This window comes from Nonomuraea sp. CA-143628, assembly GCF_050942315.1.
Taxonomy (GTDB): Bacteria; Actinomycetota; Actinomycetes; order Streptosporangiales; family Streptosporangiaceae; genus Nonomuraea.
Window position 1 is genome coordinate 3972980 of the sequence record NZ_CP192072.1, and the last position, 25433, is coordinate 3998412.

Sequence of the window (25433 nt, forward strand, 5' to 3'; positions counted from 1 at the left end):
CCCGGCCGGGTCAGGCGGACACCACCTGGGCGTAGCGGTGCTTCATGGTGGCCACGATCTCGTTCGGGTCGGCGGCCCAGACGTCGGCGTTGAAGATCTCCACTTCGACGTCCCCGGTGTAACCGGCCGCGGCCACGGCGCGGGTGATCGGCGGGAAGTCGATCACCCCGTCGCCCATCATCCCCCGCCCCAGCAGCACGTCCGCCGGAAGCGGCTGCAGGTAGTCGCACACCTGGTACGACGCGATCCGGCCGCCGGCCCTGGCGATCTCCTCGAACAGCCGCGGGTCCCACCACACGTGGAAGGTGTCGACCACCACTCCCACCTGCTCCTCCGGATACGGCAGGCACAGGTCGACCGCCTGGGCCAGTGTCGACAGGACGGCCCGGTCGGCGCAGTACATCGGATGCAGCGGCTCCAGCGCCAGCTTGACGCCCCGCTCACCGGCGTACGGGGCCAGCACCTCCAGCGCCTCGGCCACCTGCTCGCGGGCCCCGGCCAGATCACGCGAGAACGACCGCCCCGCGCCATCCGAATCGGCGGGCAGCGGCTCACCGGGCCGCACGCCCGGCAGGCCGCCGACGACCATGACCAGGCAGGCCGCGCCCAGCTCGGCGGCCTCGTCGATGGCCCGCCGGTTGTCGTCGAGCGCCGCCCGACGAGCCGTCCCGCCTGATGCCTGGCCGCTCGTGTCGCTCGTGCCGGGCCCTGGGTCGGCGGGGGTGGTCAGGAAGCCGCCACGGCAGAGCGACGACACGCGCAGCCCGGCGTCGCGGACCAGCTTGACGCTCTCGGCCAGCCCCTGCTCCGCCACCTCCTCACGCCACAGCCCCACGGCCTCCAGACCGTGCCGTACGCAGCCCTCGACGGCCTCCGCCACCGACCACCGTTTGGTCGTCCGCTGGTTCAGGGAGAGGCTCACAGCCCGTTCACCTCCAGCAGCGCCTTCATCTTCCGTACGGCCAGCTCCTGGTCGGCCAGCAGCCCGGCCTGGTCGGCCAGGCGGAAGACCTCCGACAGGTGGACCAGCGAGCGGGCCGACTGGGCGCCGTTCACCATGGCGAACGCGTCCTGGTGGCCGTTCAGCCAGGCCAGGAAGACGATGCCGGTCTTGTAGTTGTACGTCGGCGTCTCGAAGATCTTCCGGGACAGTGGCACGGTCGGGGCCAAGATCTCATCGTAAAGTGCGAGATTTCGGGCGGCCTCCGTGCCGGTGCCCTGTTCGGCGGCGTCCAGCGCCCGCAGGGCCGCGGCCGCCGCCGGAGCGATCGCGTCGAAGATGCCCAGCAGCGCGTGCGACCCCGACTTGATCAACGACGGATAGTTGAAGTCGTCTCCGGTGTACAGCCGGACCCCGGCGGGCAGCGCGGCCCGCAGCCCCACCTCGTGCTCCTCGTCGAGCAGCGACACCTTCACGCCGTCCACCTTCGAGGCGTGCGCGTGGATCAGCTCCAGGAACGACTCCGTGGCCGCCGCCACATCGGCGGAGCCCCAGTATCCGGCCAGCTGCGGATCGAACATCTCGCCCAGCCAGTGCAGGATCACCGGCCGGTCGGCCAGCCCGAGCAGCTCCCCGTACACCTGGTGGTAGTCCTTGGGCCCGCTCGCCACTCGCGCGAGCTGCCGCGAGGCCATGATGATCACCCCGGCGCCCGCGGCCTGCACGGTCTCCAGCTGCTCGGTATAGGCGGCGGTGATCGCGCCCAGGTCGGCGGCGCCGGGGGCGTGGTCGGTGCCCGCGCCGCAGGCCACCAGCGCGGCGGGGTCGCCGAACGAGCGGGCCTCGGCGGCGCTGCGCCGGATGAGCTCCTTGGTGGCGGCCCAGTCCAGGCCCATGTTGCGCTGGGCGGTGTCCATGGCGTCGGCGACGCGCAGGCCGTACGACCAGAGGTGCCTGCGGAACCGCAGCGTGGCGTCCCAGTCGACGGCGGCGGGGGAGCCGGGCGTGTTGTCGCCGAGCGGGTCGGCCACCACGTGCGCGGCCGCGTACACGACCCGGCTCGACGCCGGGGCGTCGACGACGGGCCAGGTCACGGGCTCACGCAGCGTGTACGCGCCGCCGGGCAGGTCGATGATCACAGGTGCGGCACCTCGATCCGGCGGCCCTCGGCGTTCGAGCGCAGGCCCAGCTCGGCCAGCTGCACGCCGCGCGCGCCCGAGGCGAAGTCGTTCGGGAACGGCGCGTCCTCGCACACGTGGCGGATGAACCCCTCCCACTGGATCTTGAAGCCGTTGTCGAAGTCGGCGTTGTCCGGCACGTCCTGCCAGCCCTCGCGGAAGCGGGCCGTGGCGGGCAGGTCGGGGTTCCAGACCGGCTTGGGCGTGGCGGCGCGGTGCTGGAAGCGGCAGTTGCGCAGACCCGCGACCGCGCTGCCGTGCGTGCCGTCCACCTGGAACTCCACCAGCTCGTCGCGGTTGACGCGGACGGTCCAGGAGGAGTTGATCTGGGCGATCACGCCGCCGGCCAGCTCGAAGATGCCGTACGCGGCGTCGTCGGCGGTGGCCGCGTAGGTCTTGCCCTGCTCGTCGACCCGCTGGGGAACGTGCGTCACGGCCTTGGCGTAGACGGACTCGACGCGGCCGAACAGGTTCTCCATCACGTAGTGCCAGTGCGGGAACATGTCGAGCACGATGCCGCCGCCGTCCTCGGCCCGGTAGTTCCACGACGGCCGCTGGGCCTCCTGCCAGTCGCCCTCGAACACCCAGTAGCCGAACTCGCCCCGGACCGAGAGGATCTGGCCGAAGAAGCCGCTGTCGATGAGCCGCTTCAGCTTGAGCAGGCCCGGCAGGAACAGCTTGTCCTGCACCACGCCGTTCTTGACGCCCTTGGCCTTGGCCGCCTCCGCCAGCGCGACCGCCTCCTGGACCGACTCGGCCGTGGGCTTCTCGGCGTAGATGTGCTTGCCGGCCTCGATGGCCTTGAGCACCGCCTTCACCCTGGCGCTGGTGACCTGGGCGTCGAAGTAGATGAGGTTGTCGTCGTCGGAGAGGGCCGAGTCGAGGTCCGTGGTGTAGCGGGAGATGTGGTGCTCCGCGGCGATCCGGGAAAGCTTGTCCGCGCTCCTGCCCACCAGGACCGGCCTGAGCTTGACCCGGCTGCCGTCGGAGAGGACGACCCCGCCCTGCTCGTTGATGGCCAGGACCGATCGGACCAGATGCTGGCGGTAACCCATCCGGCCGGTGACGCCGTTCATCACGACGCCAATGGTGCGCACGCTCATGAGGATCCTTTCGCGGAAAGCGCTTTCCCGAACGGTAAGGCCGCCCCCGTGGGGGCGTCAAGTGGGCCGTACCTAGACCTCGCCCTTGCTTTCCAGCCGGGCCAGCGCCTTGGCGAGCGGATGGGCGGTGAGGGAGAGCTGCCATTCGCGGGCGCCGAGCCCGCGCAGCCGGGCTGTCACGGTCTCGTCGGTGATCTCCACCGGCGGCTCCCAGGTGAGTCTGCGGACCGCGTCGGGCTGCAGGAGATTCTCCGTCGGCATCCGATGCTCGTCGGCGAGCGCGGCCACGACGGCGCGCGCCGCGGCCAGGCGCTTGGCCGCCGCCGGATCGCGGTCGGCCCAGCGGTTGGCCGGGGGCGGCCCGTCGCCGGGCGTGCTCGGCTGCGGCAGCTGGGACTCGGGCAGCCCGCGCGCCCTGCTGACCGCGGCCAGCCAGTCGGTCATGTGCCGGCGCGCGCTGCGTCCGGTGAACGCCGAGATCTCGGTCAGCGCCTTCTTGGTGCGCGGCACCTCCAGCGCGGCCGTGACGATCGCCGAGTCGGGCAGCACCCGGCCGGGGGCCAGGTCGCTGTCCTGGGCGATGCGGTCGCGCATGGTCCACAGCTCCCGCACGATCGCCAGCGCCCGCATGTTGCGTACCTTGTGGATGCCCGATGTGCGCCGCCACGGATCGGAGCGGGGGACCGGCGGCGGGGTGTTGAGCACGGCGGAGAACTCCTCGCGCGCCCACTCCAGCTTGCCGCTCTCCACCAGCTCGCCGTGAAGCACGTCACGGAGCTCGACCAGCACCTCGACGTCGAGCGCGGCGTAGCGCAGCCAGTCTTCGGGCAGCGGCCTGGTCGACCAGTCGGCCGCCGAGTGGCCCTTCTCCAGCCGCAGGCCCAGCACGGTCTCGACCATCGTGCCGAGCCCCACGCGCTCGTAGCCGAGCAACCGGCCCGCGAGCTCGGTGTCGAACATGTCACGCGGCCTGAACCCGACCTCCAGCAGGCACGCCAGATCCTGCGACGCGGCGTGCAGCACGATCTCCGCGTCCGAGACGGCCTCGTCCAGCTCCGACAGGTCGGGGCAGGCGATCGGGTCGATCAGCGCGCTGCCCGCGCCCGCCCGGCGCAGCTGCACCAGGTACGCGCGGTTGCCGTAGCGATAGCCGGAGGCCCGCTCGGCGTCGACGGCCACGGGACCGGTGCCCGCCCGGAAGGCCGCGACGACGCGCGCCAAAGAGGCGGCGTCCTCGACGACCGCCGGGATGCCCTCGCGTGGCTCCAGCAGTGGGACGACGGTTCGTTCTTCTGTCATGAGATCACCGTTCTCATGACGCTTGTGCGGTATTGACTGGTGCCCTCACTTCGTACGGTCACTCTCCGGATCTTCACGTCGGCGTGGCATGGCGGCCACGTCGGGAGGGAGCGGCGGGATCCCGGCCGCCAGGCACATGAGGTCGCACCAGGCTGCGACATGGCCGGAAAGGTCCTCATGCGCGGGCGACCAGGACGCCCTCAGCTCTAGCTCGGTGGTGACCGGGTCTTCGGCCTTGTTGCCGAACCCCTCGGACACGGCTCTAGTCACGGTACCGCCAGCGGCGGAGTAGTCGGCCTGATGAGCCTCGAGCGCTTCGGTGAGCCAGCTCCACGCGACGGGGCCGAGCAGGGGGTCGGAGGTGATCTCCGGCTCCATGTCGGCCCTGACATAGGCGACCAGCCGGAACGGGCCCTCCCAGCCGCGCTGGCCGTCGGGGTCGAAGAGCAGGATCAGCCTGCCTACCGCGAGTTCGTCGTCCTCGCGGTAGACCGAGGCGCCGATCGCGGCCGAGAAGGGGGCCAGCCGCTGGGGCGCGGGCAGGTCTTCGAGCTCGATCTCCGGCCTGACCTCGGCCTGGCGCAGGCTGTCGACCGCACGCCTGAAGGAGGCGGGGGCCGGCGGCTGCTCACCGAGGGTCATAGCCGAAGCGTAGGTCGAAGACGGGCGGAAGGGGACCACGGGGGTGCTCATAGTTCGCGATCAAACCGATGCCATAGCTAGCTGACGGACCGGCAGGGTGATCCCGCCTAGGACGATCGCGTGGCCGCAGTCGACACAGGCCCACTCCGGACACTCGCCCGGCTCGTGCCCGTCGAGACACGGAGGCTGCTCGAACAGCCGCACGCCGGCGCAGGGAGCGCAGTGCTCACTGCGGTGTTCTGGGGAACCCCACAACGCGGTCATCGCACCGGAGCCTTTCTTCGGGTCGTCGCTCCGACGTTGGCACGGCACGCTGACAATTCGCCGCAACGCGCTCGGCGTGTCCCGAAAGTGGATGCTGAATCGATGCCGCGCGGTGGCTTGGCCAACTTTTGGTCCAGACGAGACCGGCTTTCTGGTCGCCCATGGGGTGTGTTCGACCCGTGTGGGGCGCCGATGCCGAGCCGACCGGTAAACATCCATCTGGCTATCTGATCATGATTTTGGTCGTTCAATGCATACTTTTCCGACACGTCGCGCCGGTGAACGGACCGGCACGAGGTCATGGGACCCTTGAGGAGTGAATCTCGCCGACTCAGCGTTCCTGCGCGCCTGCCGCCGTCAGCCCGCACCGCACACCCCGGTCTGGTACATGCGGCAGGCCGGGCGGTCGCTGCCCGAATACCTGAAGGTTCGCGAGGGCGTGCCCATGCTGACCGCGTGCGCGACGCCCGACCTCATCGTCGAGATCACCCTGCAACCCGTCCGCCGCTACGGCGTCGACGCGGCCATCTTCTTCAGCGACATCGTCGTGCCGCTCAAGGCCATCGGCGTCGACCTCGACATCAAGCCGGGAGTCGGCCCGGTCGTGGCCGACCCCATCCGCGACGCCGCCGGGATCGACGCGCTGCGCCCGCTGGAGCCCGGCGACGTCCCCTACGTGATCGAGGCGATCGAGGCGCTGACCGGCGAGCTGGGCGCCACGCCGCTGATCGGCTTCGCGGGCGCGCCGTTCACGCTCGGCTCCTACCTCATCGAGGGCGGGCCGTCCAAGAACCACGACCGCACCAAGGCCATGATGTACGGCGAGCCCGCGCTGTGGCACGCGTTGATGGACCGGCTCAGCGCCATCGTCCTTGCGCACCTGCGCATCCAGGTCCAGGCCGGGGCGTCGGCCGTCCAGCTGTTCGACTCGTGGGTGGGGGCGGTGGCCCCCGAGGACTACCGCGAGTTCGTCCTGCCCCACACCCGCCGCATCTTCGACGGCCTGGCCGACCTCGACGTGCCGCGCATCCACTTCGGCGTGGGCACCGGCGAGCTGCTGGGCCTGCTCGGCGAGGCCGGAGCCGACGTGGTGGGCGTCGACTGGCGGGTGCCGCTCGACGAGGCCGCCCGCCGCGTGGGCCCGGGCAAGGCGCTGCAGGGCAACCTCGACCCCGCCATCCTGCTGGCCCCGTGGGAGGTCGTCGAGCGCAAGGCGCGCGAGGTGCTGCGCCGGGGCGAGGCGGCCGAGGGTCACGTGTTCAACCTCGGCCACGGCGTACTTCCCTCGACCGACCCCGACCAGCTCATGCGGCTGACCGACCTGGTTCACGGGGCCTGAGTTCCAGCTCGGGCGGCCGGCCGCTCTTGTTCACGACGCCTGAGTCTCCACCGGGGTCGCCGCTGCCGGGCGGGCCTGGCGGCGGCGCCGTGCCAGGACGACCATCAGAACGATCACCGGCACGACCACGATCATCCAGGGCAGCAGCACCCCGACGACCGTCAGCGCGACCTTCACGGCCCCGACCAGGCCCCTCCAGCCCGACTTCAGCCCGCCGAGGAAGCCGGCGGGCTCCTCGGACGGCTCGTTCACGACCGCGACGGGGCCGACCAGCCGGAGCGTGAGGGTGGCCATGCCGACCTGGGTGGCCAGCTCCTTCTGCTGGGACTGCAGCGACTCCAGGTCCGCCTCGCGGTCGGAGATCTCCCGCTCGACCTGCAGCACCTGGCCGATCGTGTCGGCCTTCTTCAGCAGCGTACGCAGTGAGTCGAGCGCCTGCTGCGCCGACTTCAACCGGCTGTTGACGTCGGCCACCTGCAGCGTGACGTCCTGGGTGCCCTGCTGGACCGACAACTGCTTGCCCAGGTTCTTGCCGAGCGCGGCGAGCACCTCGCCGTAGCGGGCGGGCGGGATCTTGAACTCCAGCAGGGCGGTGGCCTCGCTGCCCTCGGCCGAGTTCGACTCCTCCTTCGACAGGTAGCCGCCGGCCGTGGTGACGATCTGCTTGGCCTGGAGCGCCGCCCCCGTGACCTCCTTGGCCCGTACGGTCATGCTCGCCGTGTAGATGACCTGGCGGTCCTGCTGGGTGACCTTGACCTTCGAGGCGATGTTCTCGGCTGACCGGGGGGCTCGTCGTTGCGGGGTGGAGGCGCTGTCCTGGGCGGCTTTCGACTGTGTCTGGCCGTACGCCGCCGCTTCGGGCGCCGACGCGGACTGCTTGGACATGGCCGACTCGCCGGCTCCGCAGCCGGACAGGACCAGGATCGCGCAGGCGGCTGATAACGCGACGCCGTACCGGAATCTCTCCATGCACCTAAGACGGGTGATGACTCCGGCGGGTTTGACCACGGGCGTCACGGTCAGGTCACATGCCTCCAGCATGATCCCAAAGTGGGCTCCCCCGAGGGGCTGGTCGGACCTCCAAGGCGGTAGCGTCGGGAGGCGTGGCAGGGAAACAAGCGCACGTGGTCGTCATCGGGGGCGGGATCTCCGGTCTGGCCGCGGCGTGGCACCTCAGACAGGGCGCGGGCGAGCGCGTGAAGGTGACCGTGCTGGAAGGCAGCCCGCGCATCGGCGGCAAGCTGCTCGTCTCCGAGGTCGCGGGCATCGACGTCGACGCCGGCGCGGAGTCCATGCTGGCCAGACGGCCCGAGGGCAAGGAGCTGGCCAAGGCCGTCGGGCTCGGCGACGACCTGGTGGACCCCGGCACCACCCGCGCCGCCGTCTACAGCAGGGGCGCGCTGCGGCCGATGCCCAAGGGGCAGGTCATGGGCGTGCCCGCCGACCTGATGGAGCTGGTCAGGTCCGGCATCGTGTCGCCCGGCGGGCTGGCGCGCGTGCCGCTGGACCAGATCCTGCCTCCCACGCTGGTACGTACCGACGTCTCCGTCGCCTCCTACATCAGGGCCAGGATGGGCGGCGAGGTGCTGGAGCGGCTGGTCGAACCGCTGCTCGGCGGCGTCTACGCGGGCCGGGCCGAGCGGCTGTCGCTGGAGGCCACGATGCCGGCCATCGCCGCCGCCGCGCGCTCCGAGCGTTCACTGCTCGCGGCGGCCAGGCAGATCGTGGAGGATGCTCCCCGCGACGCGGGACCCGTCTTCACCTCGCTCAGGACCGGGATCGGCAGCCTGCCGGAAGCGGTCGCCAAGGCGTCGGGCGCCGACATCAGGACCGGCGTCACCGTACGCGAGCTGCACCGGACCGAGCACGGCTGGCGGCTCGTGACCGGCCCCGTGCCGCGCCCCGAGGTCATCGAGGCCGACGCGGTGATCGTCGCCACGCCGGGACCCGCCGCCGCCAGGCTACTGCGCGCCGAGGCGCCCAAGGCGGCGACCGAGCTGGACCGCATCGACTACGCCAGCATGGCCATCGTCACCCTCGCCTACGCCGTCGACGCCTTCCCCGCACCGCCGACGGGCAGCGGCTACCTCGTCCCGCCGGTCGAGCGGCGGCCGGTCAAGGCGGTGACGTTCAGCTCGGTCAAGTGGCCGCACCTGGCCGGCGACCTGGTGGTGGTGCGCTGCTCCATCGGCCGGATCGGCGAGGAACACCTGCTCCAGCGCGACGACTCCGAACTCGTCTCCCTGGCCACGGCCGAGATGGGCGACGTCATGAGCGTACGCGGGTTGCCGGTCGACACCCGGGTCTCGCGCTGGGGCGGGGCGCTGCCGCAGTACGACGTCGGCCACCTCGACCGGGTGGCCCGCATCCGCGCGGCCGTCGCCGTACAGCCCGGCCTGGCGGTGTGCGGGGCGGCCTACGACGGGCTCGGCATCCCCGCGTGCGTCTCCACCGCCCGCACGGCGGCGGCCCGGATTCTGGACCACCTCTCGCCGGAAGGACAATGGACCCATGACTGAGGGCGCACCGCGGCCGAAGGCCCGCGATCTGAACCAGGTGATCCGCTACACGATGTGGTCGGTCTTCAAGGCCACCGACCCCTGCCCCGCCAACCGTGACAGCATGACCGGCGAGGTCACTGAGCTGCTCGAACAGGCGGCGCTGAAAGACGTTGTGACCCGCGGCCTCTATGACGTGGCGGGGTTCCGGGCCGACGCCGACTACATGTTCTGGTGGCACGCGCCGACGGCCGAGGACCTCCAGGACGTCTACTCCCGTTTCCGCCGCACCGCGCTCGGCCGCCACAGCGCGCCGGTCTGGTCGGCGATGGCGTTGCACCGGCCGGCCGAGTTCAACAAGTCCCACATCCCGGCCTTCCTGGCGGAGGAGGAACCGCGCGCGTACGTCAGCGTCTACCCGTTCGTCCGCTCGCTGGAGTGGTACCTCCTCGACGACGCCGAGCGGCGCTCGATGCTGGCCGAGCACGGTCACATGGCGCGTGACTACCCGGACGTCCGGGCCAACACGGTGTCCTGCTTCGCTCTGAACGACTACGAGTGGATGCTGGCCTTCGAGGCCGACGAGCTGCACCGGATCGTCGACCTGATGCGTCACCTGCGGGGCGCCAAGGCCCGCGAGCACACGCGCATCGAGGTCCCCTTCTACACGGGCGTGCGCAAGCCCGTTCAGGAGCTCGTCGCGGCGCTTCCATAACATCAACCTCCCTGCTCACAGGCGCCCCAACTTGGGGATCCAACTGAATTGATCTACCGCTTCTTGTAACAATCGTGGGAATCCCTTGCCTGTGCGGCGCGAGGGTGTCACGTTCCAAGGGGGCGGGCCGGGTGCGGCGGTCGGAAGGGCACACCTCTGGGCGACACGCGGCGGATCGTGATGATCTCCGGATCAAGCCGGGACGGCAGCGGTCGGACGCGCCTCCGCTGGGATGGGGGCGGCCGGACACATCCGCGCCGGGGCGAGCGCGGTTCGACGCGCCTCCGTCGGGACGGGAGCAGCCCGACACACCTCCGCCGGGTCGGGAGTGGTTCGACGCGTCTTCGCCGGGCCGCCCGGAGCGTCGCGGGGAGACCCGGCAGGCGCCCGGTCACGGGTCGCCGGAGGGCTCGTCGCGCAGGTCACGGCATGTCGGGCGGCGGCGTCGTACGAAGGCTCGGCGGCCGTGGGCCTTGGGGTTGTCGGCGGGGGCGTTGGTGCTGGCAGGAGCGGCCTTGGGGCTGCTGGGCACAGACGGCTCGTTGGGGACGGACGGCCCGTTCGCCGGTCCGCTGGCCGGTCCACTCGCCGGTGGGCTGACGGCGCGATCGGACGCGAGCGGAGGCACGGACACCCGCACGGCCACGGACCCGAGCCTGCGTGAGGGTACGAGCGCGGGCGCCCACAGAGGTGCTGGAAAGCATGGCCAGGCCCTCGCGGAGGGCGGAGCGACCCGTATCCCGATGAGCGTCACCCCCACCCCACTGGGCGGAGGTGCCCAGCGCTCAGGCGGTTCGACGCATGACACACCGGCCTCGAAGGCCCCTCCGGCCGGCGCCACGCCGGGCTCCGTGACGGGGAGCGACCCTCAGGCCGAAGCGCCCGCGGACAGCGGCACCGTGGATCCGTCGGCCGTCGATTCGTGGCTCGGAGATTCGTCGACCGGGGATGACGGGTCCGACTACAAGGCGGACGGTCCCTCGATGCACACCGACCAGAAGGCGGCCGAATACTTCCGCACCCACTGGCCCGCGGACGACAAGGCGTCCAAACACCTCAAGGACATCCGCACCATAGGCGGATATCTCCGCCTATACACCGACCTTCCGGAATCGGCCGGCAACTCCAGCCAAGCCATCACCCTGTGCGAACGCGGCCTGCAGTACCTGAGGGAGAGCGGCGAGACGAACCCGATCATCTTCGTCCAGGCCAAGTTCGGCGAGAACGGCAACCCGGTCCTGGCCAACATCCTCGGCCCCAACGACAAGACCTGCCGCGTCACCCACCCCGAACCCGACTGATGCGGCGCCCACGAACGCTCACCGGGTATCCGTTCTTCCGCTCCCCCGGAGGGGCGTGCCCTCCTCGGGGCCCCTGCCGTGACGGGCGTCTGCTCTCTGGGAGGGGTGTTCGCCCTTGGGGACCCCTGCCGTGACAGGCGGGTGCCTGCTCTCTCCCCCCGGAGGGGGCGTCCCTCCCTTGGGACCTCGGCCACGTCGGGCGTCTTCTCTCACCCCCCGGAGGGGGGATGCCCCCCCAGGGACCCCAGCCACGACGGACCGTCACAAGGGATCGAAACGGTCGCGTGACGAAACCCTGCCCAGGAGACCATCGTGGTGGCCCGGCCATCCCCACCGGGAAGGCGAGCGACTCGCGGCCGGTTGGGGATTACATCGTCTTCGGTAGCGAGCGAAGGGCCTTCATGTGAGCGAGATCAAGCGGGCACTGGTGATGGGCGGCGGCGGGGTCGCCGGGATCGCGTGGACCACCGGCGTGCTGGCCGGCCTGGCCGCCGGGGGAGTGGACGTGGCCGCCTCCGCCGACAAGGTCATCGGCACCTCGGCGGGATCCGCCGTCGCCGCGCAGGTCACCAGCGGCCTGTCGCTGCCCGACCTCCTCGAACGCCAGACCAACCCCGCTCTCCAGGCCCCCGAACTCCCGAGCGGCGTCCCCATGGACCAGGTGTGGGCGACCATGCAGGAGGTGTACGAAAGCACGGAGGACCCGGCCGAGCAGCGGCGCAGGTTCGGTGCGCTGGCCCTGGCAGCCGACACCGTCGGTGAGCCCGAACGCCGCCGGGTGATCGAGGGGCGCCTGCCCGTCCACACCTGGCCGGAACGCGACCTCGTCATCGTGGCCGTGGACGCGGTCACGGGCGAGCCCGCCCTGTTCGGGCCCGGCTCGGGCGTGGCGCTGGTCGACGCGGTCGCGGCGAGCTGCGCGATCCCGGTCGTCTGGCCGCCGGTGACGATCGACGGCGTGCGTTACATCGACGGCGGCATGCGTTCGATGACCAACGCCGACCTCGCCTCCGGGTACGACCGGATCCTCATCCTCGCCCCGATGCCCGAGCTCGACTCCGAGCCCGCGGTGACGGGCGGAAAGGTCGAGGTGATCGAGCCCGACGAGGCGTCACAGGCGGCGGTCGGCCCCGACCCTCTCGACCCCGCCGTCCGGGGCGCCAGCGCCGAGGCCGGCTACGCCCAGGGCAGCGCCCTCGTCGCCCGCGTCACCGCGCTGTGGACATGACCGAACTCGTGCTCGTCCCTGGCCGCCGGGAGAGCTAGCGCACGCGTGTGCGGGTCTTGAAGCACACTTCGCACCGCTGGGTCACGACGCGGCCGATGGCCTCGATCGTGTGCCAGCGGTGACGAAGATGAACAAGATTCACAGCGGAGTACTTACCCGCTCCACGCGCTCGATACGCGGTGTCGCCGGTCGTTCACGCGCTGGGTTCGAGCCGCAAGGACACGGAGTTGATGCAATAACGGTCATCCGTGGGCGTGGCGTACCCCTCGCCGTGGAAGACGTGCCCCAGATGAGAGTCGCACCGAGCGCAGCGCACCTCGGTACGCACCATGCCGTGGCTGGCGTCCTCGATCAGTCGCACCGCGTCCGAATCCGACGGCTGGAAGAAGCTCGGCCACCCGCAGTGCGACTCGAACTTCGTGTCCGACCGGAACAACTCGGCGCCGCACGCCCGGCAGGAGTAGACGCCTTCGGTCTTGGTGTCGACGTACTCGCCGGTAAACGGACGCTCGGTGCCCGCCTCCCTGAGGACGTGGAACTCGTCGGGAGAGAGCTGGATGCGCCACTCGGCATCGCTCTTGACCACCTTTTCCATGCTTCCAGCGTACGAGATCCGGCAAAAAGAGATCTCCGTTGGGTGAAGCATCCCTTCTGGGGCCAATCTGCGTCTTTGACGACAAGGGGGTGTCATCACCTCCTGCCCAGAGGTGAGATCACTCGCCGGATCGCCTGCGCGGCACAGCCCACGCCCGTGCTGGCGCCGCCGGCGATCCGAAGACCGGCCGGGTGGCGCGCCAGCGCCCGGAACGGTGGCGAGTGATCTTTTGGTCCGTCCCGTCGAGCGCCGGTCCCGCCACCGCGCCCGCTCCGGGCCGGACCACCTCACAAGCACGGTAAGCCCCAGTCGCCGTAAAAGGGCGGGAGCGTTCGGTACGTCCGCCAAGCCGCCGGCCCGGCTCGCTTGACGCTCGCCCTTCGGGTGCTACGCATCGGGCGGACGGCTTGGCTCCCACCGCACAGATTCACGCCAAACCGAGCAGTGATTCCGCCGCTCTCATCGCAGTGACATTTCCGGCGACATCATGGACTCGCACGACCCGCGCGCCCTGATGAACGCACATCGTGTTCGCCGCGATCGTTCCCGCCTTCAGCGCTTCGCTGTCTCGGGCTACCCCGAGGCTTTCCCGAATGAAATGCTTGTTGCTGCACGCCACGAGTACGGGATATCCGATCGCCGCGATCTCTCCCAGGCGGCGGGTTATCGTGTTCGAGTGCTCGGTGTTCTTGTTCAGGTCGTGTCCCGGATCGATGAAGATCTTCTCGGGTTTGATGCCATGTCCAACCGCGGCGTCCGCCCGTTGGCGAAGGAATTCCGTCACCTCGCTGACGACATCCCCATATTGAGGGCTCGCTACCATCTCCCCCGGCCCGGCGATGCTGTGGGTAATGACAACGCTCATTCCCGTCTCGGCGATAAGGCTCGCCATCCCCGGCGAACGGAGCCCGTTCGTGTCATTGATCACATCGGCACCCGCTTTGTAGGCCGCCTCCGCGACCTCCGGCAGGTGAGTGTCCACGCTGATCACGGCGTCGCTCTTCTCCCGAATGCCCTTGATCACCGGCACCACTCGGTCTATCTCTTCCGCCCCCGACAACGGTGGCTGATCAGAGCGGAACGCCCGGCCCCCTACGTCAAGCCATTCCGCGCCATCCCGTAGCGCCCGCTCCGCCGTAGCGATCGTCTCGCCAAGCTCCATCGACCGATTCGGATCCAGGCCCGAGTTGGGCGTGCGGTTCACAATGCCCATCACGACTATGTGTCGCGCCAGGTCGAATTCTCGCCGCCCCACTCTCCGTATCGGCGCGATGAGTTTGGGATGGTACATCTGCATTACGTTCAACTCCGTCAGAAATGGATGATCCAGCGCAGTGCCGTGAAGAGGCTGATGGATTCCCGTTCAATCAAAACCCTGTCGCCTGCTGCCGCCCTTTCTTCATTGCTCGCCTCAGTCGCTACGTCGCTCACGGCCGTAGTCCGGCGCAGCCGGGTGCCGTGCGTGGATCTCCACCACCATAACTTCAGCATCGACCTTGAGCGACGGCCGGACTCATACACCACTCCCGTGGACGCGGCCTGGGCGCCGCTACAACCCCTGCGGTACACGCGCGGCACCATACCGCAGGGGGTTTACCTCGCTGGCGTGGCCGTACGCGGTGCGTCGCCGGCAGGCCGGGACGACCGGTCTGTCCCGTGTACGGCAAAAGTGGGACATGGGCCGCGCAGCCGTACGGCGAACGTTTAGGCGATCTTCATCCGCCGGGTTGACGCCCTGATTTCCGACTTTTTCTATAAATGGTCCCGGCACTCGCGGGATGTGGCGTGCGGGCATCGGGACGGCACCCGTCCTCTGGCGCGGCGGAACCGACGAGTACTCCGCGCACTTTCGCAGATCCTCTGGAGGGCCTGATGCGCCGTTCCCCCCGCGGGGCAGTTCTCGCCGTGGTCATGTCGCTGCTGGCCGGCACGTTCGGTACCCCGGGAACCGCGAGCGCCGCGGCGGCGGCCAGGGGCGAACCGCCGGCACAGAGCGAGCCGGCACAGAGCGAGCCGGCACAGAGCGAACGGGAGGCCCTGGACCAGGCCCGGAGCCAGAAACAGCACGTCGAGGTGCTGTCGCTGCGTACCGAGAACCGCCAGGTGTTCGCCAACCCCGATGGCTCGTTCACCTCGGAGACCTCGGCGCTGCCCGAGCGGGTACGGCGGGGCGCCGGCTGGGCCGACGTCGACCCGACGCTGGTCTTCGCGGCGGACGGCACCGTGCGGACGGTGGCGACCCCACTGGAGATGACCTTCTCCGGCGGCGGGACGACCCCGCTGGCCGCGCTCGGCGCGGACGGCCGTTCGGTCGCGATGACCTGGGACAAGAGCCTGCCCAAGCCGTCGCTGGACGGGAGCACGGCCACTTACGCGGAGGTGCTGCCGGGGGTGGACCTGAAGGTGACCGCGTCGGTGCTCGGCTTCTCCGAGGTGCTGGTGGTCAAGAACCGGGAAGCCGCCGTCAACCCGGAGCTGGGGACGCTCGGCTTCGGGGTGCGCGCGGAGGGTCTGTCAGTGCGCAAGACCCCAGAGGGCGGGGTGAGCGCCGTGACCGAGACGGGGGCGGAGGTCTTCCACGCGCCCCCACCTCGCATGTGGGACTCCTCAGGCACCGCTTCCGGTCCGTCGCCGCTGGTGGCCGGGCCGAAACGGGAGGGCAGGCAGGCGGTCATGGGCGTGGATGTGACCCGGGACCGTATCGCGATCACGCCGGACAAGAGCCTGCTCACCGGGCCGAGCACGACGTATCCGGTGTACATCGACCCGCAGTGGTCGGGATCCAAGCTGGCCTGGACGTATGTCGACAAGTCCTATCCCGCCCAGGAGTACTGGAACTCCAGCCACATGGCGGAAGCGGGCGACTACGGCGACGGGGTCAAACGGTCGTTCTTCCGGATGGACTCCAACAACGTCAACGGCAAGCACATCCTCAAGGCGACGTTCCGCATCACCCAGATCAAGTCCTGGGGCTGCACCTCCGACCCGCAGGCCGTGCAGCTCTGGCTGACCGGCGGCATCTCCAAGTCGACGAACTGGAGTCACCAGCCGTCCTGGGTCGACTGGCAGGACAGTGTCTCCTCCGACGCCGGTTACAGCTCCTCCTGCCCGGACAAGGGCATCGAGTTCAACGTGACCGGCGCGATCGTCAAGGCCGCCAAGTCGGGCTGGTCCAACACGACATTCGGGCTCAAGGACTACGACGACACCGGCAGCAGTGTGTGGGGGTGGAAGGGCTTCAGCTCCTCGCCGAAGCTGGTCATCGACTACAACACCCCGCCGTCGGCGCCCTCGGGCGTGGGCACCTACCCGGCGACGCCCTGCGTGACGGGAGCCGCCCGGCCGGCGGTCAACGCCGGTGACGGGGAGAACCCCCTCCAGCTGAAGGCCCGGATCTACGACCCGGACAAGGCGAACGACGGCGTACGGGCGGAGTTCGTCATGCACCACTACAACGCGGGCACCGGCGCGTGGGACGACATCACCTCGACCCTGCCCGGCGGCGGGAAGACCGCCTACAAGTACACGACCTCGGCGACCGACCACTCCATCAAGCTGGCCAAGCTCACCACCGGGCAGAGCTATGCCTATCGGGTGAAGGCCTACGACGGCACCGACTCCAGCGGGTGGAGCAAGTGGTGTGAGTTCACGGTCGACACGGTGGACCCGGCCAAGCTGCCGAAAGTGACCTCGGCCGACTATCCGGCCGATACCCCTGACGACTGGCAGGGCGGCGTGGGCTGGGCGGGCGGCTTCACGCTGGCTCCCGGTGACGGCGAGAGCGACGTGACGGCCTTCAGGTACGCGATCGAGGACCCCGCCGAGGCCACCCCGGCGACCCAGGTGTCGATCCCGGCGGGCCAGACCTCCGTCAACGTGCGGGTCGCGCCCCGCCATGACTGGCTGAACGCCCTGTACGTCTATCCGGTCGACCGGGCGGGCAACGTCGGCAAGACCCCGGCCGTCTACAGCTTCTACGTCAAGGCCGGTTTCGACCCGGTGGGGCATTGGCGGATGGACGAGGGCGGCGGATTCACGGCCGGTGACTCCTCGGCGACGCCGCACCCGGTGACGTTCGCCGGCGGCGCGAGCTGGGCCGGTGGCCGCGTGGGCGGCGGGGTGCACTTCGACGGCGCCACCGGCCACGGCAGCACCGACGGGCAGGTGGTGCACACCAACAGGAGCATGAGCGTGGCGGCGTGGGTGCTGCTGGCGGACAAGAGCAAGAACTCCACCGTGGTCAGCCAGTCCGCCACCTACTCCTCGGGTTTCCAGCTCTACTATTCCTCCGGCTACAAGCGGTGGATCTTCAACAAGTACAACGCCGACACCGCCAGCGAGACCATCGTCCGGGCGGTGAGCGACACCGAGCCGGTGACCGGCATCTGGACGCATCTGGTGGGCGTGTGGGACGCGCCGCACCGGCAGCTTCGCCTGTATGTCAACGGGATGCTCCAGTCGGCGCCCGCCGCATTCCCGTACACCCCATGGGACGCCACCGGCGCGCTGCAGGTGGGACGCACCCAGTGGCACAACACCTTCATCGAGAACTTCGCCGGTGACATCGACGAGCTCAAGGTGTGGAACCGGGAGCTGTCCGACGACCCGCGCACGGTCAACGACCCTGCGCTCGGCAACGAGATCGCCGCCATGGCCAAGCAGCCGCCCATCCAGCGTGGCTGGTGGAAGCTGGAGGAGGGCACCGGTACCAGCGCGGCCAACTCCTCCGACGGCCGCTGGCCCGCGACGCTCGGCGGAGCCGCCACATGGTCCGACGACGGCTTCGACGGTGGCGGCGCGCTGAGCCTGGACGGCACCACCGGCTACGCGGCCACGCCGTCCGCGCCGATCCGTACCGACCACAGCTACGCCGTGACGGCGTGGGTGCGTCTGGCCGGGGACGACACCTGCGTGCTGCCCGACCATGCGATGACCGTGCTGGCCCAGGACGGCACCCGGAACAGCGGCTTCTACCTCGGCTACCGGATCTTCACCGAGAACGGCGTCAAGGTGCCCCGCTGGTCGTTCTCCACGACCCCCGCCGACAACGACAGCTCGGGCATGACGCACGCCACCTCGGCCGAACCCGTCGACTGCTCGGTGCTCAACACCTGGACGCATCTGGCCGGGGTGTACGACGAGCCCGCCCAGCAGGTCCGGCTGTACGTCAACGGACAGCTCACCGACCAGCGTCCCGTGACCGGCGCCTGGGCGGCCGGCGCGCTGCAGATCGGCCGGGCCAAGTACCGAGGCGCCGCCGTCGACTACTTCGGTGGCGACGTGGACGACGTACGCGCCTACACCGGCACCCTGACCGACCGCCAGGTCATCAACATCGCCATGAACCTGCCCATCGACGGCTGACCGTCCATGCTCGCGAACCTTCGGAGGAGAGCCGTGCTCGGTTCGAGACGAGGCTTACCCCACCTCGCCGCAATTCTGGCCGTCGTGGTGCCCGCCACGCTGATCAGCCCGATCGCCGCCCAGGCGACCGGCGACCCGGGCTGGCACCAGGCCCAGGAGCAGCATGCCGTGCCCGGCCATGCCGTCAAGGCACGCGGGCCCTTGACGGACCCGGGGGCCAGGTACGACCTGAAGGGGGCGCCGGCCGTGTCCTGGCCGGCGCCGGGCACGGCGGTGGTGAAGCTACCGGACGCCGCACGGCAGGCGACGGCGACCGTGCCGGGCGGTGCCGGGAGGGTGCGGGCCGGGGGGCTGCCGATCTGGCTGGGCCCGGCCACGCCGCTCTCCCAGGAGAACGGCAAGGTAGCGGCCGATGCCGCCCTCCCCGACGTCCATGTACGGACGCTGGACGCGCCAACGGCAGGCAGGTCGCGGATCAACGGGCTCGGCATCCGGCTCACGCCATCCGCCGAGGCTCGCCTGGCCGTCGAGGTGGACTATTCGGCCTTCCGGTACGCCTTCGGCGGCGACTGGGGCTCGCGGTTACGCCTGGTCAAGCTGCCGGCGTGCGCGGCCACCACGCCGGAGCGGCCCGAGTGTCAGACGCGTACGCCCCTCCCCACGCGTAACGACATCAAGACGGGCCGGCTGGCCGCCGACGTCGCCCTCGCGGCGGGCGCGACCACTCTGGCGGCCGAGGCGGCGCCGTCCGGTCCGGCGGGCAGCTACGAGGCGACGTCGTTGTCGCCGTCGGCGACCTGGAGCGTGAGCAACCAGAGCGGCGCGTTCTCCTGGTCCTACCCCCTGCGCCTGCCGCCGACCCCGGGCGGGCCGACGCCCAATGTCGGATTCGCGTACTCCTCGGGGAGCATCGACGGCCGGACGGTCGCCACCAACAACCAGGCGTCCTGGATCGGCGAGGGCTTCGACTACTGGCCCGGTTTCATCGAGCGCCGCTACAAGGCGTGCGCCGACGACGGCGTCACGCCCAAGCGCAACGACCAGTGCTGGGGCAACCACAACGCCACCTTGTCCCTGAACGGCCAGGCGACCGAGCTGATCCTGGACGACGCGACCAACACCTGGCAGCCGAAGGAGGACGACGGCTCCAAGGTGGAGAAGCTGTCGGGCGCCGACAACGGTGACAACGACGGTGAGTACTGGCGGGTCACCACCCCCGACGGCACCCAGTACTACTTCGGCCAGAACCACCTGCCCGGCTGGGCGAGCGGCAAGGCGGAGACGCAGTCGACGTGGACGGTCCCGGTGTTCGGCGACGACGACGGGGAGCCCTGCCACAAGGACTCCTTCTCCGACTCCTGGTGCCGGCAGGCGTGGCGATGGAACCTCGACTACGTCGTGGACCCGCACGGCACGGTCAGCACCTTCTGGTACGGCCAGGAAGGCAACTACTACCGCCGCGACGTCACCACCTTGACCGACGGCGTCCCGAACGGCACCCCCACCGCCTACGACCGGGGCGGCTACCTCAAGCGCATCGACTACGGGCAGCGCTCGGACGCCATCTTCTCCTCCTCGGCCCCGGCCCAGGTCGCCTTCGACGTCAAGGAGCGGTGCATCCCGACGTCGTCCTTCGACTGCGCGGCCGACAAGTTCACCAAGGACAACGCCAAGTACTGGCCGGATGTCCCCTATGACCAGAACTGCGACTCCGGTGAGAAGTGTATCGACAAGTACTCGCCGACCTTCTGGACGCGCAAGCGGCTGGCCGCCGTCACCACGCGGGTGCTGTCGGGCAGCTCGTACAAGGACGTCGACACCTGGACCCTTGACCAGCAGATGCGCGCGCCCGGCGACGGCACGGCGGCGGCGCTGTGGCTGGCCGGGATCCAGCACACCGGCAAGGTCGGCGGGACGGCGTCGCTGCCGGCGGTGAAGTTCGCCGGTGTGCAGCGGCCCAACCGGGTCGACGCCCTGGAGGGGCGCCCGCCGCTGACCAAGTGGCGCGTCTCCGCGATCGACAACGAGACCGGCGGCGCCCTGTCCATCACCTACTCCGACGAGGACTGCAGGGCCGGTGACACCCCCGAGCCGGACGCCAACACCCGCCGCTGCTACCCGCAGTACTGGTCCCCGGAAGGCGCCACCTCACCGAAGATCGACTGGTTCCACAAGTACGTGGTCACCCAGGTCCAGCAGATCGACCGGACCGGCGGGGCGCCCGATGTGCTGGAGACCTACGAATACCTCGGCGGCGGCGCCTGGCACCACGATGACGACGACGGGCTGACCAAGGAGAAGTACAAGACCTGGTCGCAGTGGCGCGGCTACGGCAAGGTGCGGGTGCTGCGCGGCGCCCCGGGGGAGCAGCGGTCCAAGGCCGAGTTCACCTACTTCCGCGGCATGGACGGCGACGAGTTGTCCGGCGGCGGCACCCGCGACGTCAAGGTCACCGACTCCGAGGGCAGCGCCGTCGACGACGCCGAGCCGCTGCAGGGCCAGGTCCGCGAGGAGATCCGCTACGACGGTCCTGCCGGGGCCGCCCAGACGGGCGCGATCAGCGGCTACTGGACCAAGCAGACGGCCAAGCGGGTCCGTTCCTGGGGCACCACCACGGCGACCATGGTGCGGGGAGACAAGGTACGTTCCCGCACCGCGCTGGCCTCCGGCGGGTGGCGGCACACCACGACCGACACCGACTTCAACGCCGACGGCCTGCCCACCCAGGTCAACGACAGCGGCGACGACGCCACCGCCGACGACGACAGCTGCGTCCGTACGACCTACGCGCGTGACGCCGCCCGGTGGATGCTCTCCTACGCCACCCGCGTGGAGACGGTGACCAAGGCGTGCGCCGCCACGCCCGACCGTCCCGACGACGTGGTCTCCGACGTGCGCAAGTACTACGACGGCAAGGCGTACGGCGTGGCCCCGTCCAAGGGCGACGTGACCAAGACCGAGAAGCTCGGCTCGTGGAACGGCGGCCCGCAGTATGTCACCGCCGGATCCACCACCTTCGACGTCTATGGCCGGCCGCTGGTGGTCACCGACCCCAACGGCACCACGACCAAGACCTCCTACACCCCGGCCACCGGGCTGGTCACCGCCAAGCAGGAGACCAACGCGCTCGGCCACGTCACCACGACCGAGATCGACCCGGCCCTGGGCCTGGCCACCGCGACCACCGACGCCAACGGAAGGCGCGCCGAGCTGGCGTACGACCCGCTCGGCCGCCTGACCGGCGTATGGCTGCCCGGCCACGCCAAGGCGACGTACCCCTCGGCCCCGAACATGAAGTTCGGCTACCAGATCCGCACCGACGGGCCGACCACCGTCTCGACCTCGACGCTGCGTGACGACGGCACCAGCTACACCACCGGCTACGCGCTCTACGACGGCCTGCTGCGCGCCCGTCAGACCCAGCAACCGGCCCCCGGCGGCGGCCGGATCGTGGACGACACCCTGTACGACACCCGGGGCCTGGTCTACAAGACCAACCAGGACTACTACACCGAAGGCACACCAGGCAGCACGCTGTGGGTCCCGGCCAGCGACGACGACGTCCCCGGCCAGAACGTCACCGTCTACAACGGCATGGAGTGGCCCACCGCGCAGATCTTCCGCAAGCGCGGCAGCGAGCAGTGGCGCACCACCACGATCTACGGCGGCGACCGCATCAGCGTCGACCCGCCGGTCGGCTCCACCCCCACGACCAAGATCGTCAACGCGCAGGGCGAGACCACGGAGGTCCGCCAGTACAAGGGCGACGGCCCGACCGGCGACTACGACGCCACCAAGTACACCTACACGCGTGCCGGGCAGCCCGCCACCATCACCGACACGGCGGGCAACGCCTGGACCTACCACTACGACCTGCGCGGCCGCATGACCCAGGTCGACGATCCCGACAAGGGCCCGGCGAAGCTGACCTACGACGACAAGAGCGACCTGCTCAAGACGGTCACCGACGCGCGCGGTTCCAGCCTGTTCTTCACCTACGACGCCCTCGGCCGCAAGACCGCCGAGTACGCGGGCACCTCCGCCGCCGGCACCAAGCTCGCCGAGTGGACGTTCGACACGCTGCCCGACGGCACCTCGGTCAAAGGCCAGCCGATCTCCTCCACCCGCTACGTCAAGAACGCCACCACCGGCGCGCTGGACGCCTACACCAGCACGGTGACCGGCTACGACAACGCCTACCGGCCCACCGGCACCCAGACCGTCGTCCCCGCCGCCGAGGGCGGGCTGGCCGGCACGTACAAGACCACGACCGACTACAACGCCGACGGCACCGTCCACCGCGCCGTGCTGCCCGCCGCCGGGGGCCTGCTCGGCGAGACGATGCTGTACGGCTACGACGACCTCGGCAACCCGACCACGATGCGCGGCCTGACCAACTACGTCACCTCGACGACGTACGGCAAGCTCGGCCAGGTCCTCGACATGACGATGAGCACGGGGCTGAAGCGGGTCAAGCAGACCAACTTCTACGAGGAGGGCACCAACCGGCTCACCCGCTCCCTGTACGAGCGGGAGACCGCGCCCATCTCGGTGGCCGACACCAACTACACCTACGATCCGTCGGGCAACATCACCAAGATCGCCGACACGCCGTCCGGACAGACGCCCGACGTGCAGTGCTTCCAGCAGGACTACCTGCAGCGTCTCACCGAGGCATGGACGTCGACCAACGACTGCGCCACCGCCCCCTCCCAGGGCATCGTCGGCGGACCGGCGCCGTACTGGCAGTCCTTCAAGTACGACGTCGTCAGCAACCGCACTCAGGAGGTCGACCACCAGGCGACGGGGGACCTCACCAAGAACTACACCTACGCCGGTGCCGGCAAGCCGCCGCCGCACACGCTGACCTCCGTCGCCTACCAGGGCGGCACACGTGACGGCGAGATCGACACCTATACCTATGACAAGGTCGGCAACACCACCGAACGCGGTTCCGGCCGCCTGCTGGAGTGGGACGTCGAAGGCCACCTCGCCAAGTCGACCGACCCCTCCGGCGTCAGCACGTACCTCTACGACGCCAACGGCGACCGGCTGATCCGCCGCGACCCGACCTCCACCACCCTGTACGTCGCCGGCATGGAGATCCGGCTCGACACCAAGACCGGCGCCAAGACCGCGACCCGCTACTACAGCTACGCCGGTGAGACCATCGCCACCCGGACCAACAAGGGTGTGACCTGGCTCGGCGCGGACCACCACGGCAGCGCGGACGCCTCGGTCGCCGACACCGACACCCAGACGGCGACCCGCCGCCGCTTCACCCCGTTCGGGCAGGAACGCGGCACCCCTCCGTCGTCCTGGCCGGGCCAGCAGGGCTACGTGGGCGGCGTCATCGACGAGGCCACGGCCCTCACCCACCTCGGCGCCCGCGAGTACGACGCCGAGACGGGCCGCTTCATCTCCGTCGACCCGCTGTTCAACGCGGGTGATCCACAGAGCTGGAACGGTTACACCTACTCGGACAACAACCCCGTCAACATCAGCGACCCCACCGGCCTGGACGGGCCGCTGACCGGAGACACCAACTGCTACTACTCCGGAAAGTGCGGCGGCGGGGGCGGCGGAGGAGGGGGCGGAGGCGGCGGTGGTGGCGGGGGTGGCGGTGGCGCCTACCCGCCGCCACCTCCTCCGAGCAACCCGCCCCACTGCGGCCGCTGGAGCTTCGGCTGCAAGGCGAAGAACTTCTGGAACCAGCACAAGGCCACCATCGTCAACGTCACGGTCGCGATCGTCGTCACGGCCGGATGCGAGGTGGCCACGGGAGGCGTCGGCAGCATCGGCTGCGCCGCCGCCGGGGGAGCGGCCGGCAACCTGGCGGGCTACATGGTCTCGACGCCCCGTGACGAGTGGAGCGCCGGCGGCGCGGTCAAGGCCGCCACGGTCGGAGCCGTCACGGGCGCGGTCGGCGGCGCCGTCGGCAAGGGAGTGGGCGCGGCACTCGGCAAGCTCGCCACCACGGCGACGGGCAGGACCGTCGCGGGGGCGGTGGGCAAGGCGGCAGGGAAGGCCAAGGCCGCCCTGGGGCGCGGCGGCGGCGCGGCAGCGGAGGACGCCGGAGCGGCAGGCGGCGCCGCGGGACGCACCGCGGGCAAGGCGGCAGGCCGACCCAAGGCGTCCTCCGGAGGCCGCCCGAGCTGCAACAGCTTCGTCGCCGGCACCATGGTCAAGCTCGCCGACGGCACGTCCAAGGCGATCGAGAAGATCAAGCCCGGTGACAAGGTCCTCGCCACCGACCCGATCACGGGCAAGACCGCACCGAAACCGGTTCTCGCCGCCTTCTCGGGCGTCGGCTACCTCGGCCTCGTCCAGATCACGGTCGACACCGACGGCAAGAAGGGCGACGCCACCGGCGTCATCCTCGCCACCGAACACCACCTGTTCTGGGACACCAAGGACCGCGCCTGGGTGCGCGCGGACCAGCTCACAAAGGCGGACCACCTCCGCACCCTCGAGGGCGCGACCGTACAAGTCATCGCCACCACCGCACACCAGAACAACCCCAGAGTTTATGACCTGACCGTCGCTGATTTCCATACGTTCTACGTCGCAGCAGGTGTCGCTCCCATTCTGGTGCACAACTGCGGGGTGGCTCTCGGTACCAAGAAAGAAGGAGATCTTCGCAATTTCGCTGATTCGCGCGGGTATACGCATTTCCTGGACATGACGAGAGATGACGCGCTGAGCTCGGTGCGAAATGCGGCTTTCTATGAGCCGGACATCAAACTTCATATAGTTATCGACGGCTTCGATCATGCGGACACCCCTGCCAAGGCATTTGCGAAGGCATACGAGAGAGGAGGCGGCGACAATTGGTTCACCACCGAGCGTGAGATGAGAATCGTGGGGGAGTCGGTGCGTAGGGGTTATCGGGACTGGAGTACTATCACCTTCTATCGCGGAGGTGAAGTGGTGGACGTCCCGCCTCCCAGCTTCCTAGGAGGTTGAG

16 protein-coding genes are annotated in these 25433 nt (G+C 69.9%); 7 read left to right on the top strand and 9 right to left on the bottom strand.

The window, feature by feature from the left end:
- Positions 1-10: 10 nt before the first annotated feature.
- The 5 genes from ACQP2T_RS18415 to ACQP2T_RS18435 form a co-directional block, all read right to left on the bottom strand.
- Positions 11-922 carry a sugar phosphate isomerase/epimerase family protein gene (locus ACQP2T_RS18415; RefSeq protein WP_433517342.1) on the bottom strand — a complete coding sequence of 304 codons (912 nt, stop codon included), beginning with the start codon at positions 920-922 and terminating at the stop codon, positions 11-13.
- Complete coding sequence (locus ACQP2T_RS18420) at positions 919-2079, bottom strand: dihydrodipicolinate synthase family protein (RefSeq protein ID WP_433517343.1); 1161 nt, start codon at positions 2077-2079, stop codon at positions 919-921. The genes ACQP2T_RS18415 and ACQP2T_RS18420 overlap by 4 nt, the downstream gene beginning before the upstream one ends.
- Entirely contained in the window at positions 2076-3221 is a 1146-nt protein-coding gene (locus ACQP2T_RS18425; RefSeq protein ID WP_433517344.1) for a Gfo/Idh/MocA family protein, read from the bottom strand. The genes ACQP2T_RS18420 and ACQP2T_RS18425 overlap by 4 nt, the downstream gene beginning before the upstream one ends.
- A gap of 72 nt (positions 3222-3293) precedes the next feature.
- A complete protein-coding gene (locus ACQP2T_RS18430) occupies positions 3294-4520 on the bottom strand; it encodes an HRDC domain-containing protein (protein WP_433517345.1) in 1227 nt (408 codons plus the stop codon).
- Positions 4521-4565: 45 nt separating this feature from the next.
- Positions 4566-5162, bottom strand: coding sequence for a DUF3000 domain-containing protein (locus ACQP2T_RS18435; protein ID WP_225289305.1), 597 nt, complete (start codon positions 5160-5162; stop codon positions 4566-4568).
- 580 nt (positions 5163-5742) lie between these two features.
- On the opposite strand from ACQP2T_RS18435, the gene hemE reads away from it, so the two are divergent.
- Complete coding sequence (gene hemE, locus ACQP2T_RS18440) at positions 5743-6765, top strand: uroporphyrinogen decarboxylase (RefSeq protein ID WP_433517346.1); 1023 nt, start codon at positions 5743-5745, stop codon at positions 6763-6765.
- Between the two features lie 30 nt (positions 6766-6795).
- Here the strand turns inward: hemE and ACQP2T_RS18445 are convergent, their stop codons facing one another.
- Positions 6796-7734 (bottom strand): DUF4349 domain-containing protein, encoded by a 939-nt coding sequence (locus ACQP2T_RS18445; RefSeq protein WP_433517347.1) that lies wholly within the window; start codon positions 7732-7734, stop codon positions 6796-6798.
- A gap of 134 nt (positions 7735-7868) precedes the next feature.
- On the opposite strand from ACQP2T_RS18445, the gene hemG reads away from it, so the two are divergent.
- Both hemG and hemQ read left to right on the top strand, forming a co-directional pair.
- The gene (gene hemG / locus ACQP2T_RS18450; RefSeq protein WP_433517348.1) at positions 7869-9284 is read left to right on the top strand and encodes a protoporphyrinogen oxidase; all 1416 of its coding nucleotides are present in this window, start codon (positions 7869-7871) and stop codon (positions 9282-9284) included.
- Entirely contained in the window at positions 9277-9978 is a 702-nt protein-coding gene (gene hemQ / locus ACQP2T_RS18455) for a hydrogen peroxide-dependent heme synthase (protein ID WP_433517349.1), read from the top strand. The genes hemG and hemQ overlap by 8 nt, the downstream gene beginning before the upstream one ends.
- A gap of 391 nt (positions 9979-10369) precedes the next feature.
- Here hemQ and ACQP2T_RS18460 read toward each other — a convergent pair whose 3' ends face one another.
- Positions 10370-10510: a hypothetical protein gene (locus tag ACQP2T_RS18460; RefSeq protein ID WP_433517350.1), complete on the bottom strand. Its 141-nt coding sequence runs from the start codon at positions 10508-10510 to the stop codon at positions 10370-10372.
- Between ACQP2T_RS18460 and ACQP2T_RS18465 the strand changes: the two genes are divergently transcribed.
- Both ACQP2T_RS18465 and ACQP2T_RS18470 read left to right on the top strand, forming a co-directional pair.
- Positions 10494-11279, top strand: a complete 786-nt coding sequence (locus tag ACQP2T_RS18465) for a hypothetical protein (RefSeq protein ID WP_433517351.1) — start codon at positions 10494-10496, stop codon at positions 11277-11279. The genes ACQP2T_RS18460 and ACQP2T_RS18465 overlap by 17 nt on opposite strands.
- 403 nt (positions 11280-11682) lie before the next feature.
- Positions 11683-12507, top strand: a complete 825-nt coding sequence (locus ACQP2T_RS18470) for a patatin-like phospholipase family protein (RefSeq protein ID WP_433517352.1) — start codon at positions 11683-11685, stop codon at positions 12505-12507.
- Positions 12508-12700: 193 nt separating this feature from the next.
- Here the strand turns inward: ACQP2T_RS18470 and msrB are convergent, their stop codons facing one another.
- Together msrB and folP are read right to left on the bottom strand one after the other, a co-directional pair.
- Complete coding sequence (msrB, locus tag ACQP2T_RS18475; protein WP_225289313.1) at positions 12701-13102, bottom strand: peptide-methionine (R)-S-oxide reductase MsrB; 402 nt, start codon at positions 13100-13102, stop codon at positions 12701-12703.
- Between the two features lie 427 nt (positions 13103-13529).
- Positions 13530-14399, bottom strand: a complete 870-nt coding sequence (gene folP, locus ACQP2T_RS18480; protein WP_433517353.1) for a dihydropteroate synthase — start codon at positions 14397-14399, stop codon at positions 13530-13532.
- Between the two features lie 575 nt (positions 14400-14974).
- Here folP and ACQP2T_RS18485 point away from each other — a divergent pair.
- Together ACQP2T_RS18485 and ACQP2T_RS18490 are read left to right on the top strand one after the other, a co-directional pair.
- Positions 14975-18466, top strand: a complete 3492-nt coding sequence (locus tag ACQP2T_RS18485) for a LamG-like jellyroll fold domain-containing protein (RefSeq protein WP_433517354.1) — start codon at positions 14975-14977, stop codon at positions 18464-18466.
- Between the two features lie 33 nt (positions 18467-18499).
- Positions 18500-25432 (top strand): polymorphic toxin-type HINT domain-containing protein, encoded by a 6933-nt coding sequence (locus ACQP2T_RS18490; protein ID WP_433517355.1) that lies wholly within the window; start codon positions 18500-18502, stop codon positions 25430-25432.
- The last annotated feature ends 1 nt before the right edge of the window (position 25433 follow it).